The following is a 16529-nucleotide window of genomic DNA, read 5'->3' on the forward strand; positions in this document are numbered from 1 at the left end:
CAAAGATCTAATGGGCGCTGTTACCTAAAAGCTGGATAGTGCTTAATCAATGTCGTCATTACAACACAAGCGCAAAGCAAGATGCGGCAACTTGTCATTCGTCTAGTGGCTCTTGTATTGTGGATCAAACGCGCAGGCGGGTTTTCTTCTGTTATAATGCCTCCTCGATTTTTTGGAGGCGAGAATGGACGTATCTTCTTTACTAGACGGCCTGAATGACAAGCAGCGCGAGGCTGTCGCGGCACCGCAATCTAGCATGTTAGTGTTGGCGGGCGCGGGCAGTGGTAAAACTCGGGTGTTGACCCACCGCATTGCGTGGTTGATGCAGGTTGAACAGCAGAGTCCTTACTCGATTCTTGCGGTGACGTTTACCAATAAAGCTGCTGCTGAGATGCGCGAGCGAGTTGAAAAAGTCGCAGGCACAAATATGGGCCGCATGTGGATTGGCACGTTCCACGGCTTGGCGCATCGCTTGTTACGCACTCACTTCCAAGATGCGGGTTTACCGCAAAGCTTCCAAATTCTCGATTCTGATGATCAAGTGCGTTTGATCAAACGTATTCTAAAAAGCCTAAATTTGGATGAGAAACAATATCCTCCACGCCAAGCTCAGGGTTATATCAATGGTAAAAAAGACCAAGGATTACGCCCTAAGCATATCGATGCGGGCGGTTTTCCGCTTGAGCAGAATCTGCTAAAAATCTATCAGGTTTACCAAGAGTCTTGTGACCGCGCTGGTTTAGTCGATTTTGCCGAAATCCTATTACGTGCCCATGAGTTATGGCTCAATAAACCGCACTTATTGGCCCATTATCAAGACAGATTCAAGCATATTTTGGTGGACGAGTTCCAAGATACCAATGCGATCCAATATGCGTGGATCCGCGTGCTTGCCGGTCAAACTGCCAATGTGATGATAGTGGGTGATGACGACCAATCGATTTACGGCTGGCGTGGTGCTCAGGTTGAAAATCTACATAGATTCTTAAAAGATTTCCCGACGGCGACCACGATTCGCCTCGAGCAAAACTATCGTTCTAAGGGCAATATTCTTAAAGCGTCCAACGCCTTAATCGCCAACAACCCAGAGCGTATGGGCAAAGAGTTATGGACGGATGAAGCCGATGGCGATCCGATTTCGCTCTATTGCGCCTTTAATGAAATGGACGAGGCGCGCTTTATCGTCGGTCGAATTAATGATTGGCACGAAAAGGGCGGCAACCTCAGTGATTGTGCGATTTTATATCGTTCTAACGCTCAGTCGCGGGTATTGGAAGAAGCCTTGTTACACAAAGGCTTAGCCTATCGCATTTACGGCGGTTTACGCTTCTTCGAACGCCAAGAAATTAAAGACGCCATGGGTTACCTACGGCTGATTAATAACAAAGACGACGATGCGGCTTTTGAGCGCGTGGTGAATACGCCACCCCGTGGCATTGGCGATCGCACTTTGGATATTTTGCGCTCCACGGCGCGCCAGCATGAGTTAACCCTGTGGCAGGCGAGTGTGCGTTTGCTCGACGAGAAAGTGCTTGCGGGTCGCGCAGCAAATTCTGTGCGTGGTTTCATGGACTTAATCATGACACTGCGTGAAGACACCCAAGATATGGTGCTGTATCGCATGGCCGATACAGTGATCCAAGCGTCGGGCCTTAAGGCCATGTATGAAGCCGAAAAGGGTGAAAAAGCCCACGCTAGAATCGAAAACTTAGAAGAACTTGTCACGGCGGCGCGTACCTTCGAAATGCCAGAAGAGCTGGAGGACATGGGCGAACTTAACGGTTTCCTATCCCACGCGGCGCTCGAAGCGGGCGAAGGCCAAGCCGATGCCTTTACCGATGCGGTGCAGCTAATGACGCTGCATTCTGCCAAAGGGCTAGAGTTCACTATGGTGTTCATGGCGGGTGTCGAAGAAGGGATCTTCCCGAGTAAAATGGCGCTCGAAGAGGGCGATAGACTCGATGAAGAACGCCGTCTCTGCTATGTGGGCATGACCCGCGCCATGGAAAAACTCTACATAACCTATGCGGAATCGCGGCGCATTTATGGCCGCGAAGATTACGCTCGGCCGTCGCGTTTTATCAAAGAGATCCCGCCGCAATATGTGGATGAAATCCGCCTCAAGGCGCAGGTTTCAACGCCGATGGCGAATAATCGTTTTAGCGCCCCAAAATCGGCTGCGACAAACGATACCGGTTTTAACGTCGGCCAAAGAGTCAATCACCCTAAATTTGGTGAAGGTAAAGTGACCAACTTTGAGGGCAGCGGTGCCCAAGGGCGAGTACAAGTGAGCTTTACTGACTTTGGCAGCAAGTGGTTAGTGGTGGCTTACGCTCGGTTAGAGGCGCTTTAATACCTGCCCTGAACGCGATGAATGTCAGCTTTTTATGACACGCTTTTAGGGCGTAAATTCGCATCGGGAGAAGCATGGGTATATGATGCTAATCCTGAAACCGAGTGGAAACTTGAGGGTATTGGGAGTACCTAGTTAATGAATTTAAAGCAGAAGTGGGATGTGTATTCCCGTCTTACTCGAATCGACCGTCCCATAGGTACGCTATTGCTGATGTGGCCATGCTTGATGGCGCTGATGTTAGCGGCGGGTGGTATGCCCGATCTTAAGGTATTGATCATCTTTATTATTGGCGTGGTGATCATGCGTGCCTGTGGCTGCATTATTAACGACTATGCCGACCGCGATCTCGACTCTTTTGTGGAACGCACTAAATCTCGGCCGCTGGCCAGTGGCGAAATCAGCACGAAAGAAGCCTTGATACTGTTCGTCGTTTTAGGTTTATCTGCTTTTGGTTTAGTCTTATTACTCAATGGATTAGTGGTTAAATTATCCGTTGTTGGTATTATCCTCACTATCATTTATCCCTTCACTAAACGCATCACCAATATGCCGCAGATGTTTCTAGGCGTGGTGTGGAGTTGGTCTATCCCTATGGCTTACGCCGCGCAGACGGGTGAAGTACCCATCGAGGCTTGGTGGTTATTTGCGGCCAATTGGTTTTGGACTGTCGCCTACGATACCATGTATGCCATGGTCGATAGGGATGATGATTTAAAGGTGGGCATTAAATCCACTGCAATTTTGTTCGGTAAATATGACCGCCAAATCATAGGTTTATTTCAGCTTGCTGCGCTGGCTTGTTTTATCGCCGCCGGTTGGAGCGCCGATCGTGGTTTACTCTATGGCCTAGGTTTACTGACTTTTGTCGGCTTTAGTACTTACCAGCAAATGCTGATCTTTGATCGCGAACGAGCCCCTTGTTTTAAAGCCTTCCTCAATAACAATTGGGCGGGACTCGCATTATTTGTTGGGCTGGGCGCCGATTATTTAGTTTAGTGAGCATCATTTTTGTTGTGGAAGATCCTGATGGATCATCCACTGATTCTGTGGCGCTAATATTTGTTCTAAATCAATCTGGTGGATGTTGTCTTGGGAGATAACCTTGATAACTGGGCTCACTCTGTGGGGATAAGGCGCACCTTCGAGTGCGCGCACCGCCAGATCGATGGCAATCCGAGCCTGCAATACTGGTGAGTCGCTGACCGTCGCGAGTAACTGTTTTTTCTGCACTAATTCTATGGTCTGTGCATTCGAGTAGAACGCGATGACCTTTCCCGTTTTATTCCTACGCCCGTCTAAATAGCGCGCCGCGAAAGTGGCGGCAACTGCATTGGCGATCACATAATCTACACTTTGTTTAGTAAGCACTTTTCGCACTAAATCAGCTTGAATAAATAACTCCGTAGTGCCAAACCCTCCTTCAATTGTGTCGAACTCTTGTTTGGCTGCCGCCCGCCTAAATCCTTGTTCCGCCGCCATAACCCAAGAGGCGTCCTTAGGTCCTGGAAACCAAGCAACTTTAAGTTTCGCAGGCGCTTTATCGACAGGGTCTCGTTGCTGCGATGCAATATACTCAATCGCCGCCGCAGACATATCTTCAAAGCTGACTAAGGAACGACTCGTGAGTTTGTCGGTCGCGATACCATTCACTAAATCAATAACAGGAATGCCCACAGCAGAGAGTTGTTCGATATCCGCAATCAGTCCGTCAGCCGTATTTGCAGCAATAATATAGGCTTGAGCTTTGAGAACTTGGCAATCATAGAGTTGTTGTTTTTGTTGCTCAATATTGTCATATCCTCCAGCATCATAAATGCCGAGAGTTACACCTTGGCGTTCGGCTTCCTGTGATAACCCAAAGGCGACACCCCACCAATATTGGTCTTTACCATGGGGAAGTAAGGCGCAGATCCGCCATGGTTTATTGGCTTGAGTGAGTGGTGTGTATGCCGTTTTTTTGCCATCAGCAATCACATCGGCGGGATACCAAGTTGCCTGCACTGCAAAGGCGAAACTATAGAGGATTAAGGTGAGGCAAATCCTGAGGGAGTGAGCGAAGAATGCAGTAAAGTGCATAGGATCATCATGTTAAGTTAACAATAGATTAAGCATAGATGAATGATCCATAGTTGCTAAGTCGATGCTAAATAAAGCTGATTTATTCTTAATAACCAGTGTCATGAAGTGTTATGGCACTTTTATGATGGGCTGCAGAGTGGTTGAAATTGTAGGGTCGTCTTACATTAGCAGGCTTTACGCTTTGACTTGTTTACTGAATGCTTAAGTTTACATTTCACGCTTAAGGCTTAATTGCCACAGCTGGTTTTTGCCATAGTGCTTAGTCTATAGTCATTGGCTTATAGTGGTTTTTTATGATCAATTTCATGCTTAGGTAACAAGGAATCGTTATGTTTATTCCGTCAGGATTTGCACGGGTTAGCCCGTATATGATGATCGCTGATGCCGATAGTTTAGTGGTTTTTTTACAGCAAGCCTTTGATGCTAAAGCGCTACATATTTCCCGTCGGGCTGATGGCAAAATAGCTAATGCACAGATGCAAATCGGCGACTGTTTATTTATGTTGAGTGAGGCGAGTGAAGCTTTTCCGCCTATGCCCGCATCCTATTATTTATATGTGGAAAATGCCGATAAAACGGTATCTCAGGCACTCTCCGCTGCGGGTGAATTAGTTATGGAAGTGGCGAATATGCCCTATGGCGATCGCCAAGGTGGAGTGCGGGATCCCGTGGGCAATCTGTGGTGGATCTCCCAGCGTTTAGCCGCGGGGCCATATCAGGATTGAGCATCAAGTGATAACAAGTCAAAGGAGGTGATGTATGCCGTGCAAGTTAACCCGATTATTTGGAATCGAATTACCGATTATTCAAGCGCCGATGGCGGGTGTTCAGGGCAGTGCCTTAGCGATAGCTGTATCGCAAGCGGGTGCGTTGGGATCTTTGCCCTGCGCCATGTTATCCCTCGAAGCCTTAGATACCGCCTTGACACATATTCGCACCCAGACGACTAAGCCCATCAATGTAAACTTCTTTTGTCATCACGAACCTGAACCGCAAGCAGCGAAACAAGCCGCATGGCTTAATCAACTCGCGCCTTATTTTTCTGAGTTGGGTGTCAATTCTGATAGCCAAACCGTGGGGGCACAACGCGCGCCATATACCAGCACCCAGGCTGAAGTGTTAGCTAAATTTAAACCTGAGGTGGTGAGTTTTCATTTTGGCTTACCGAATGAAGATTTGTTGCTGGAGATAAAGTCTTGGGGTTCAAAAATCATTTCGACAGCGACAACTGTAGAAGAAGCCCTATGGCTAGAAGCGCGTGGCGCGGATGCCATTATTGCGCAGGGTTTAGAGGCCGGAGGTCACAGGGGGCATTTTTTATCCGATGATTTAACCGAGCAGTTAGGCACTTTTAGTCTATTGCCGCAAATCATTGCCGCCGTTGATATTCCTGTTATTGCAGCGGGTGGCATAGTCGATGCAAAGACAGTGCGCGCTGCCATGGCGATGGGCGCTTCGGCGGTGCAAGTGGGGACGGCATACTTACTCTGTCCCGAATGCACCACCAGTGATATTCACCGTGCCGCCCTGCAAAGTGAGGCAGCACAGCATACGGCTCTGACTAACTTATTCACTGGTCGACCCGCCCGTGGAATTATGAATCGTTTTATGGCAGAGCTTGGCCCCATCAATAATGCCGCACCGGATTTTCCGCTCGCCTCAAGCGCCGTCGCAGTATTGCGAAGCGCCGCTGAACAACAAGGATTTGGTGATTTTAGCCCACTTTGGTGCGGCCAAAATGCAACCGGCTGTCAGGCTATTCCCGCCGCAGAGCTGACGAGGCAATTGGCGTTAGGTTTGATGGTCTAAGATATTGTTGGATAGGTTATTAATACTCATTGGTATGCTCATCAAGGCTTACATTTAATATGGCTAAATTAGCGGCTTGTTAGTTTATACTCGTCGTTTAAAGGTTGGTTGTTGGTGAGACTGCCGCTTCTTTTAAATTATGTTTTTTCTGTACAAATGGCTGCAAATCACTAGCCCTATAGTCGTGGGTGCGAGTGATCTATAGATTTAAGGAAAACAATATGTTGTTACGTAAAATCATTGTTATGTGCCTTGCCGTTATGAGTTTTGCTACGTTTGCGGGCAATAAAATCTATCAAGATATCGCACTTAAAACCTATCCAGATCAGCAGCAAGTGACTTTAGCCAGTGTTGCGGGTGACAAGCCGATATACCTAAAGTTTTGGGCAACCTGGTGCCAACCTTGTATGGAGCAAATGCCGCATTTTGAAGCCCTGCAGAAGAAATATCAGGACAAGATTAATATCGTCGCGGTGAACATCAATATTAATGAAGAGCAACCTAAGATTGCTGACGTTATCGCGCGTTTCGGGCTCACTATGCCCGTGTGGTTGGATAATGAAGGGGAGTTAGGTGTGGCTTTAGGTTTGGTCGGTACACCCTATAGTGTATTAATCAATCGTGCTGGTGATGTGGTTTACACTAGCCATGAGTCTGATGCCAATTTAGATAAATTTATCGATATGTTGGCGAATGGCCAAGAGTTGACTGCACAGATAACGGAGGCACCCAGTGCTGAACAAACAGCTAAGTTACTGAAACCTTGGGAACAAGGTGAGCATTTACTTTTTTTCACCGCAACATGGTGTGATTGGTATTTAGCTGATAGCCGCCCAGAAATGTCTAAAGAGTGTATTGCCGTTCAAAAAGGTTTAAATAATCTCGCGCAAAAAGTGCCTAATAAATCGTGGCACGGTGTGGTCAATCACTTGTGGACAGACAATAAAGCGCTCGAAGATTTTAAGCAGCTTTATCAAACTCAAGTCGATTTTAGTATCGATGAATTAGGTGTGTTATTTAATCATTTTAAAATCCGCAATATTCCTACTTTACTGTGGGTTAAGGATGGTAAAGTTATTCAGCGTATTTCCGATTTTAGCCAGCCAGAGAAAGTAGTTGAGCAGCTTTCGGCTCAATAAGCTCATTCCAAATGTTAGGCCTTTGATAGATATCTAAAGGCCTTTTGTCTTCAAAGATTGAATAGATACACAGCTCAATATTCGGTGTTAAAGTCATTGCCCATGGGAAGCACTGCGCAATAAACTGATTCGTAGAACGAGTTGGTTAAGCGTTAACCTTGTCTGGTAATGCAGAGTGTTTTCCATTTTATCGTTGAATTTTATTGTGGGGGGTTTTAGCACTATGACGCCGATTTTCAGTAATGCCGCTATTGGTCGTAGTTTGTTGGTTTTGCTCTTGTGTGCTGGCGTATTCTTTTTTATCGATTTTTTAGTGCCCGCCTTAGCTGCATTGATTGTGTGTTTTTCAAGTTGGCCTCTCTATCAAAAACTATTGGCAAAATGCGGTGGTCGCTCGGCGTTGGCGGCAACCATTGCCCTATGTTGTATTGTGCTCGGGCTGATTATCCCGCTGGTGTTTGTATTTTCCTATGCGTTACAAGAGATTAGGACTTGGGTTGATTGGTTGGTGTTTACTAACCAACATGGTTCGCCCGTGCCCTTGTGGATCAAAGATTTACCTTGGATGGGTGAATGGTTAACCCTGCAATGGCAGCAGTTTATTGGTGAACCCCATGAATTAGGCCAAATTATCAGTGCCATTAGTGGCCAGAATTTGAGTGGCATTTCCCGTTGGGTGCTGCAATTGGGTTGGAATACTTTAGGGTTGTTATTGACCTTACTTTTTATGCTGATCACTTTGTTTTTCCTCTATAAAGATGGTCCGCAAGTGGCTAAACAGTTGGATATCGTGGGTGAGCGAGTGCTGCCTGCTCGCTGGCATAGTTTTTCCCGTGTGGTGCCAGCAACAGTCAGTTCTACCGTGATAGGTATGACGCTTATCGCAATTGGTGAGGGCATAGTGCTGGGGATTGCCTATTGGATTGCGGGAGTACCTTCGGCCGTGGCTTTTGGGGTGTTAACCGCCTTTATGGCCTTGGTTCCTGGCGGCGCGCCAACCATGTTTACCTTGATTTCACTCTATCTTGTCGGCACAGGCGATATGACGGCGGGTGTCGGTTTGTTTCTTTGGGGCAGCATAGAGTTGTTTATTGTTGATAAAACCCTGCGGCCCAATCTTGTCGGTGGGCCGATTAAATTGCCTTTCTTACCGACTTTTTTCGGTCTGATCGGCGGCGTAAAAACCATGGGTTTTGTCGGTTTGTTTGTTGGTCCAGTATTGATGGCCCTGCTGGTGGCCATTTGGCGTGAGTGGTTAAGGGAAGAGCCCGAAACGATACCATTGGATAAACAGGCAGATAGATAGTCGCTAAAGCATCATTTCTCTAAGGTATTTTTGCGCTCATCGGTGTAAAACCACCAAGGTTTAGGTTCTTCACCTGCCATAAAACGGGTGATGGAGATAAACACATCGAGCATACAGGGGTCGTGTCTCTGGCCCGTTTTGTCGCACAGCGTTTGATACAGCTCGTAGGGGTTTCTATCTAACAGCTGCTCAGGCTTATCTATGCCGAGCAAACGTAAATCCGCCGCACAGGCTTTGCCAATATTGGGTAAATCAGTCAATTGCTTAACCTCGGCACGCACAACTTTTGCTGGATTCATTTTTATCTCTTGGGGTGTAGTCATACTTGATAGATTAGCCTATTGGCCCACAGTTAACCGCGTTAGCCTGTTAAGATATTTCACCTTCCTTGGCAAAATCTGTATTGCACTTCTAACGCTTTATTAAGGTTACAGTTTTTCTATATCAACATTTAAGCTATTAAGATGTTCAAGCAAAGCTGGATTGACATTATTATCCACTTTTCCGCCTAAGTACTTACCAAAGAAACGTTCAGTCGCAATTATCGCGGCGAGCTTGTTCGCACGTTTGATAAATCCATGACCTTCATCTTTGGCGAGTAAGTATTCAACGGGTAACGATTTTTGGTACATCTTTTTCGCAATATTATCTGATTCAACTTGAGTCACTCGCGGATCATTCGCTCCTTGGATAAGCATCAGCGGTGCTCTTATGTTATCGACAAAATTAATTGGGGAGCGGTTCTCCATATCTTGTTTTTGTTCAGGAATTAACGGGTCTCCCACTGATTCAAACCATTGACCTAAATAGGGGCGCCAGTAATCGGGGAAAGACGCCATTAGCGTGACTAAGCTTGACGGCCCCACATAGGCGATCACGGCTTGGTAAAGATCTGGGGTAAAAGTCGCGCCGGATAAAGCCGCATAACCACCGTAAGATGCGCCAAAGATCCCCAAGCGATTTTTATCCGCAATCCCTTGTTCGACCAAGTAATTTGCCCCATCAGTCAGGTCATCTTGCATACTGCCAGTGCCCCAATTGTTATTGCCTAAGTTGAGGAAGTGTTTGCCAAATCCTGTCGATGCGCGAAAGTTTGGCTGTAACACGGCATAACCACGGTTGGCATAGAACTGAGCAATCGCATGGAAGTAACCAGAGTCTAGCGCCCAGTAGTCCCGAGCCCAAGGGCCGCCATGGGGCAGAATGATGGTGGGTAAATTGTGCTGGTTTCCCTTTGGTAATGTCAAATAAGCCTGAATTTTTACACCATCCCTTGCGGTATAGACTAGGGATTGTCTGGGTGATAGCAGTTCTGGTTGTATGCTTGGAGGAATATCTGCGAGTAAGTGGATATCACCATTAATGGCATTGTATTGGTAATCTAAGCTCGATGCCCTATCGCTCGCGACGTTGATCTGCCAGAGATTATTTTTCTCGTTACGTTCGGTAATGGTTATTTCAACATCTTGATTAAAATGCCTATTGATCACATCCCAGTGCTTAGCAAACTCAGTATCAAGTGGATAGGTTCTTAAGCGACCGCCGTAATAGGAAATGGCTAAAGGTTCACCAGCATCGTTAAACAATACCTGATAAACATCCGCTTCATCGTTAGGATCTTTATGTAAGGTTTCATATTTTCCCGTCATAAGATCAACTTTGAGCAGTTGTTGTTTATCCCGCTCACCGATGTTGGCACTGATATAGGCGAGTTTTTTCGCATCGTTTACTTTTAAGATATCAATGCTTTCACCCTTAGCTGTGTGGATTATTTTACGCCAAGTGCCATCAATGAGTGTGTAGAGGCTATAGCTGTTATCTAGATTAGTGCTACTGCCAATAACGGGATGCCCTTGTTTATTAAACTTCATTTGCACCAAGTTTAAGTGGTTTTCAAAAATAGGCGTTAGCTTGCCATCATGGGTGTTGAGCCAATAGATATCCATCCGACTCGATTCATCGTGGTTCGCCATCACAACCAGCTGCTCAGGGTTATCCTTAGGCTGTTCCATGACGCTGTATTTCACCTTGTCATTGTGCGTGAGTTGCTGCTCTTTTGGCGCTATTTTGCCTTGGGGAGTTTCAAAGCTGAGTTTAAAAATTTGGGTGTTTTCATTCCCCCCTTTATCTTTCATAAAAAAGAGTTCGTTACTGTTTGATGACCATTCAAATTCTTTAATAGGTTCAATGGACTGCGTTAAGAGTGTCGCACTTGCAAGATCGCTTTTATCCGCCATTACATAAATATTGCTCGCACCTTGGTATTCCTTTGTGAAGGCTAACCATTTACCGTCGGCGGACATTTTTAAATGGTGAATATTTTGCTCATTGAAAAAATCTTCGATGGGAATGAGCGGCACTTGGGCTTGCTGGCTGTTAAGCCTATCCGTATTGGCTTTTTGCTCAGTGGTTGAGGCTGAACAGCTTGCGAGTAGCATAGCGGCAATAGCAGCACTGCATAACTGGCTTGTGAAGGAGGATAATCGCATTGTTGTAACCTTGAGTTGTTAGAAGTGACATCATGTTAATACGAAAATTAATTATCGTAAAACAATAAAATTATATTTCTTTGCAATATATTTTACCGAGCGAGTATACTAGCCAAGGTTAAAGAGCACTGGGATTGGATTAAATTTAGGATTGAGTGATGAATAAAAACATAGAAAAGTTAATAAAAATCAGTGCATTTTTCCGGTGGGTGATTTTGTTGGCCGCTACGATTGTGGTGGTGTATCTGGGTTATAGCTACTTAGTCCATGATGAGATACGTTTTGGATCGAATAATGGATTGTTCCAAGCGCTATGGGTATCGCCTGATGCGAGTCAAACCCTGTTGCTGTTAATGTTAAGTCCATTGTTTATCACGTTTTTACTGGGTGTTTATTGGCTGCAAAAATTATTAGCCTACTATCAAGACGGCTTGTTTTTTAGCGACGAAAGTATGCATTGTTATCTGTGGTTGGTTTGGCTTAAGGTTGCCGCCTTAGTGATAGAGATACTGCAAACCTTAGGCGTAGGTTACTATCACAAGTCGCTTTTTGAGGATACCCGTATCGACTTGGCGCTCGATTTTGGCAATATCACCACGATTTTATTGATGTTGCTGATTGTTTATTTGCTTAAAGCTGCCCGAGATTTTGAGGCAGAAAACAAAGAGTTTGTGTAATTTTGGACATTATCGTTAATTTAGACGTCATGATGGCGATACGGAAGGTGAGTTCTAAGGAGCTTGCCAAAGCGGTTGGCATTACCGAAGCGAATTTATCCCTGCTAAAACGCGGCAAGGTGAAAGGCGTGCGTTTTGAAACACTGGCGAGTATTTGTGAGTACCTGTCGTGCCAGCCTGGGGATATTTTAGAATATCGTAAGAGTGATACATCGGACTGAGTTCTGCCGTTTTAGCCTTGTTCAACGCATCCTAGGACGCACTTAGTTAAGTGCTTTCCTAGGCTTGCCGTGGTTAGGCTTTAACCAGTGTTGTCAGATCCGCTGGGCGATAGTAAACCGATTTTAGTACCTTGCCTTGGCGAACCACTTTACCTGCCATTTCCACATCTTTAGCGCATTTCGCTATGATGAAATCACCTTGCTGACTACCGACAATTTCAACACCTTGCTTGGCATAGAAGGCAATGGTCTCGGCCAGTTCTTGCTCGTTACGGCACACTTTACTCATATTGCTCGAGTGGACTTCATCCCAGCAGCTAATAAAGTCGATTTCACGGTTTTGAGCCACGCAAAGCAACAAGTCAATCAGGTAACTGATTTCGAGTCTGTCGGTCATGGCCTGTGCGCCTAAATGCACCAAACGCCCCATTAACACATATACAGAATCGACTATGGCATCGGCCTGTTCGATACGGCTATCGGCTTCTGCAAGTTCAGTTAACTCCTCAATAATCAGTGAAGTATGTAAGGTATCGGCCTTGTCATCTAAAGAATCAACATCATTAACGGGCAAGTCGAAGGTGCTACGAAACTCACTGATATCACGATATAAGTGGTCATAAATAGGTTGAGTTAAGCGGGTGAGTTTCATCTGATTTGCCTTGAAATAAAGAGTTTGGCGGCAATTTTAAAGAAATGCGTCGCAGAATACAAAGATGGGGTAGAGATAAAAATACCCGCAGCCAAATAGACGGCAGCGGGTTTCGGTAAATTTTGGCGGATGACCGAATGGAGAAATATATTGTGAGTCTGTGTTACTTGGTGATTATTGGCCGTATTTTGCAATCAGTTGATCAAGATAAGGGCCAACGTCTTTATCAGCCCAATCGAGATATCCCCGCACAAAACCGACAAGATTACCTTTAGCATCAAAAATATAACTGGCGGGTACGACATTCGCGGGAATGATTTGTTCTATGTTTTGCTCCGGGTCAAGCCAAGTGGCATAGCCGCTAAAGCCATGTTGGTTAAGAAAAGGGCGTACATCTTTAGATTCTTCATCGATAGAGATTGGAATGATGGCGATATTCTTCCCTTGATACTGCTGCTTAAGCTTTTGGAGTTCTGGAATTTCCCTTAAACAGGGTGCACACCAGGTTGCCCAAAGATTGACTAAAACCAATTTTCCTTGGTGCTGTTTTAGGGTTTGGGTTTGTCCTGATTCATCAATAAAGGGAACTTCTGGTACGCCGCGTGCGTGCTGCATTTCTATAAAACCAGTCATCACAAGGGGCTTAGGGAGGGGCTCTCCTGTACTGTAGAGTTTATTGTCTAGTGAGTGGGCTGAGCTGCTATTAGAAAACAGACCCAAACACACGAGTAGAACAAAGGGAAAATAGTGTAATTTCATCTGGTTATCCTTTACTTTTAAATAGTCGTTTGTGTTTTTCTACGGGTTACCAATGCGAGACACAACCCAACACCAAGCACTAATAACAGCAGTGGCCCAAACCAAAGTGCGAAGGTGGAGGCTTTAAATTCAGGTTGATAACGGATTTTTTGACCATAGCGTTGCACCATAAAATCGATAATCTCATCTTGGCTTTGCCCCTGTTCCAGCATCGAGAATATTTGTGCTTTGAGCTCGTGGGCGATTGGCGCCTGTGATTCAAATAGGCTTTGATTCGTCGCCATAGGGCAACGCAGCACTTTACTGATATCTATTGCCTGTTGTTGGTAGGAAAGGCTTGATATGGGCTGAGCTTGCGCTACGGATAAGCATGGGATATCTATCCCACATAAGGTGATAGGGAGCAGTAAGACTAAAAAGCGCAATATTGGATTCATTAGGCAAGTGTCTCCTGTGGTTCGTGATGGGATAGGTTACCTAAGGTTGTTAAATCAGCTTGGTAGCTAAAATGGCGAGTAGGCCAAGCGGCAATCGCCCCACCTAGCATCATTAATAGCGCACCAAGCCAGATCCAACTCGCAAGGGGTTTATAGCTGATGCGGATAAGGTATTCGCTGTCACTTAATTGCAGCCCCATAGACACATAAATATCCCGCCAGAATCCATGATCGATACCCGCGTGGGACATTTCCATCCCATTGCTTTTAAAGGTTTGCCGTTGTGGTGTGATATAGCTTAAAACCCGTTCACCATTCGCACCATCGCGGATACTGATATTGGCCTGAATGGCGGTAAAGCTGTTTGTTTCAACATTCTCAGTGCTTTCATACACTAAGATATAACCCGCCAACGGTTTACCTTGGCCAGGGCCCATTCTGAGGAGGGCTTCCTGTTCAAAAAAGGAGACGGATGTTGCACCAATAATAGTGATAGCCACCCCAAAGTGGGCGAATAGCATGGCTATAAACCCTTGTTTTGATGACTTAACTGGAGGATTTAAGTCGTGCTCATTGCGGTTTTGGGTTAATTGCCGGGCATATATTCGTCTACCTAATCCCGAGGCTGCCAATATCGTGAGCAATAAACACACTAGCAACCAAAGTGCTGCGGCAGTGCCAAGGAGTAAAAATAAGCTACTGCCCGAGGCGGCCTGTAAGCTTACCCAGCCAGCGACGGCTAATATCACTAGGCTAGGAATGAGCAGGGAAGTAATACGAGTCTTTGAGGCATTTTGCCATTGCGCTATTTGCCATTGCACTATTTGCCATTGCACTAAGGGCGCAATGCCCATTAACAGGACAAGCAAGAAAGTGAGGGGGACAAATATAGCGTTGAAATAAGGGGCACCCACTGAAAGTGTACCTAAATCGAGTAGCTCATAGATCAAAGGGTAAAATGTACCGAGTAATACGGAAAAGGCTGCTACGACTAAGATAACGATCCCGAGCAGTAACAGCGTTTCCTTACTGAAAAGCGCGAAAGCCACATCCTGTTTTAAATGGTGGGCTTTGAGTGCAAAAATGAGTAACGCAGCCCCAACAAAAATCACTAATAAGCAGAGGATTGACATGCCACGGGTCGGATCGGCGGCAAAGGCATGTACCGATTGCACTATGCCGGAGCGCACCAAAAAGCTACCGAGTAAACTGAGTGAGAATGCCAATAAGCACAGCAGTAAAGTCGTGAGTTTAAAGCCATGAGTACGTTGAGTGAGAATGAGGGAATGGACTAATGCTGTTGCCACAAGCCAAGGAATAAAGGAGGCATTTTCGACAGGATCCCAAAACCACCAACCACCCCAACCCAGTTCGTTATAGGCCCACCAAGATCCAAAGGCATTGCCACCCGTTAGAAACACCCACGCTAATAATACCCAAGGTCGTAAATAGTTAATTTGACGAGTATTAAAACCACCACCGAGCAGTGATGCTAACGCTGCAGCAAAGCAAACAGTGAGGCCAACATAACCAAGAAAGAGCATGGGCGGATGCAGTATGAGCCCTATGTCTTGCAAAATGGGGTTAAGATCTCGCCCTTCAATCGGAATGTTAGGTAATAAGCGGGCAAAGGGATTAGAGGTAAAGAGTAAAAATAAGTTAAAACCAAGGATCACTAATGCCAAAATGGCCAACAGCCTCGCAAAATACAGGGCGTCTTGGTATTTATCGCTGGCCTTATCCTGAGTGCAATCCGCCATCTTTATGCGATAACTGATGATCGCGCCCCAAAGGGTAATCGCAAATATCCAAAACAGCATTGACCCTTCGTGGCTGCCCCAAACGGCGGCCACTTTATAACCCAAGGCTAATTGGCTATTCGAGTGGTTTGCGACATAAGCAACAGAAAAATCATCAGTAATAAAGCAATAAATTAAGCAAAGAAGTGAAACGAAAACTGAGGTAAATATGGCTCTAAAGAGTGTCGGGCTTAATCCCACCAGATAGGCATTATTCTGCTTAACACCGATTAAGGTCAGTGTTGCAGAAAATAATGCCAATACGCTACTGATGATCAGTAATATATGTCCAATTTCTGGAAGCATAGTTGTCATTTATTATGCCTTAGAATAATGTGGTCGCGGTAATATAGTGTTTACAGTTGGCTATTTTACCAGTGTGATTTTCACATGCTGATTTTTATTAAATTAGCTCAGAAACTTGAGTTATTTTCTTGTGATTTTAAATGTACATATAAGTTCTTCGTAGTAAAAGTCAGTTTAATCACAAGCTTTAATCACTGTTGATTTTAAGATTAGTCGAGTTTTGTATTTAATAATGTGATCTTATCCGTTATTAAATTATTCCTTTTTACGCTTGATGTTTTTTGAAAAGTAAAATGAATTTTTAGTTTTTTTTATAACTGAAATGTGCTTTTTAATTTCTAAAAAACAAATGACATTAATTTTGTAAGCTATTGTATTTTATTTGTTTTTGTTGATTTTATTCATCTTGATTTATCAGCGCAAATTTAGTGTGCTCTAGCTCTGATTTTTAATGGTTTTTTGCCTCCACCATGCTGTAACTGGTCAATTGTTTATGTCGT

Annotated in this window: 15 protein-coding genes; 8 read left to right on the forward strand and 7 right to left on the reverse strand. The window is 45.1% G+C overall.

Annotation, left to right across the window (positions count from 1 at the left end; genetic code table 11):
- Positions 1-184: 184 nt before the first annotated feature.
- A complete protein-coding gene (uvrD, locus tag KO533_RS05095) occupies positions 185-2353 on the forward strand; it encodes a DNA helicase II (protein WP_219253140.1) in 2169 nt (722 codons plus the stop codon).
- A 138-nt stretch (positions 2354-2491) separates the two neighbouring features.
- Positions 2492-3352, forward strand: a complete 861-nt coding sequence (gene ubiA / locus KO533_RS05100) for a 4-hydroxybenzoate octaprenyltransferase (protein ID WP_168827752.1) — start codon at positions 2492-2494, stop codon at positions 3350-3352.
- 6 nt (positions 3353-3358) lie between these two features.
- Here ubiA and torT read toward each other — a convergent pair whose 3' ends face one another.
- Positions 3359-4432: a TMAO reductase system periplasmic protein TorT gene (gene torT, locus KO533_RS05105; protein ID WP_219253141.1), complete on the reverse strand. Its 1074-nt coding sequence runs from the start codon at positions 4430-4432 to the stop codon at positions 3359-3361.
- Positions 4433-4764: 332 nt separating this feature from the next.
- Here torT and KO533_RS05110 point away from each other — a divergent pair, with 332 nt between their 5' ends.
- The 4 genes from KO533_RS05110 to KO533_RS05125 all read left to right on the forward strand — a co-directional run bounded on the left by KO533_RS05110 (position 4765) and on the right by KO533_RS05125 (position 8689).
- Positions 4765-5160 carry a VOC family protein gene (locus KO533_RS05110; RefSeq protein ID WP_219253143.1) on the forward strand — a complete coding sequence of 132 codons (396 nt, stop codon included), beginning with the start codon at positions 4765-4767 and terminating at the stop codon, positions 5158-5160.
- Positions 5161-5194: 34 nt separating this feature from the next.
- Positions 5195-6244, forward strand: coding sequence for a nitronate monooxygenase (locus KO533_RS05115; RefSeq protein ID WP_219253145.1), 1050 nt, complete (start codon positions 5195-5197; stop codon positions 6242-6244).
- Between the two features lie 221 nt (positions 6245-6465).
- On the forward strand, positions 6466-7383 hold the full coding sequence (locus tag KO533_RS05120; protein WP_219253147.1) for a redoxin family protein: 918 nt from the start codon (positions 6466-6468) through the stop codon (positions 7381-7383).
- A 223-nt stretch (positions 7384-7606) separates the two neighbouring features.
- Positions 7607-8689: an AI-2E family transporter gene (locus KO533_RS05125; RefSeq protein ID WP_113939224.1), complete on the forward strand. Its 1083-nt coding sequence runs from the start codon at positions 7607-7609 to the stop codon at positions 8687-8689.
- An 11-nt stretch (positions 8690-8700) separates the two neighbouring features.
- On the opposite strand, the gene KO533_RS05130 is transcribed toward KO533_RS05125, so the two are convergent.
- Both KO533_RS05130 and KO533_RS05135 read right to left on the reverse strand, forming a co-directional pair.
- The gene (locus KO533_RS05130; RefSeq protein ID WP_219253149.1) at positions 8701-8988 is read right to left on the reverse strand and encodes a helix-hairpin-helix domain-containing protein; all 288 of its coding nucleotides are present in this window, start codon (positions 8986-8988) and stop codon (positions 8701-8703) included.
- Between the two features lie 129 nt (positions 8989-9117).
- On the reverse strand, positions 9118-11178 hold the full coding sequence (locus KO533_RS05135) for a prolyl oligopeptidase family serine peptidase (protein ID WP_219253151.1): 2061 nt from the start codon (positions 11176-11178) through the stop codon (positions 9118-9120).
- A 158-nt stretch (positions 11179-11336) separates the two neighbouring features.
- Between KO533_RS05135 and KO533_RS05140 the strand changes: the two genes are divergently transcribed.
- Entirely contained in the window at positions 11337-11855 is a 519-nt protein-coding gene (locus KO533_RS05140; RefSeq protein ID WP_063883683.1) for a DUF2975 domain-containing protein, read from the forward strand.
- A 2-nt stretch (positions 11856-11857) separates the two neighbouring features.
- Positions 11858-12076, forward strand: coding sequence for a helix-turn-helix transcriptional regulator (locus KO533_RS05145; RefSeq protein WP_063883682.1), 219 nt, complete (start codon positions 11858-11860; stop codon positions 12074-12076).
- Between the two features lie 73 nt (positions 12077-12149).
- Here KO533_RS05145 and KO533_RS05150 read toward each other — a convergent pair whose 3' ends face one another.
- The 4 genes from KO533_RS05150 to KO533_RS05165 form a co-directional block, all read right to left on the reverse strand.
- Positions 12150-12728: a nucleoside triphosphate pyrophosphohydrolase family protein gene (locus KO533_RS05150; protein WP_105250355.1), complete on the reverse strand. Its 579-nt coding sequence runs from the start codon at positions 12726-12728 to the stop codon at positions 12150-12152.
- A gap of 174 nt (positions 12729-12902) precedes the next feature.
- A complete protein-coding gene (locus tag KO533_RS05155; protein ID WP_105250354.1) occupies positions 12903-13487 on the reverse strand; it encodes a TlpA disulfide reductase family protein in 585 nt (194 codons plus the stop codon).
- A gap of 17 nt (positions 13488-13504) precedes the next feature.
- Complete coding sequence (locus tag KO533_RS05160; protein ID WP_219234778.1) at positions 13505-13924, reverse strand: cytochrome c-type biogenesis protein; 420 nt, start codon at positions 13922-13924, stop codon at positions 13505-13507.
- Complete coding sequence (locus KO533_RS05165; RefSeq protein ID WP_219253153.1) at positions 13924-16038, reverse strand: heme lyase CcmF/NrfE family subunit; 2115 nt, start codon at positions 16036-16038, stop codon at positions 13924-13926. Before KO533_RS05165 ends, KO533_RS05160 begins: the two co-directional genes overlap by 1 nt.
- Positions 16039-16529: the final 491 nt, after the last annotated feature.

The organism is Shewanella sp. NKUCC05_KAH (assembly GCF_019345585.1).
Classification (GTDB): Bacteria; Pseudomonadota; Gammaproteobacteria; order Enterobacterales; family Shewanellaceae; genus Shewanella; species Shewanella oncorhynchi.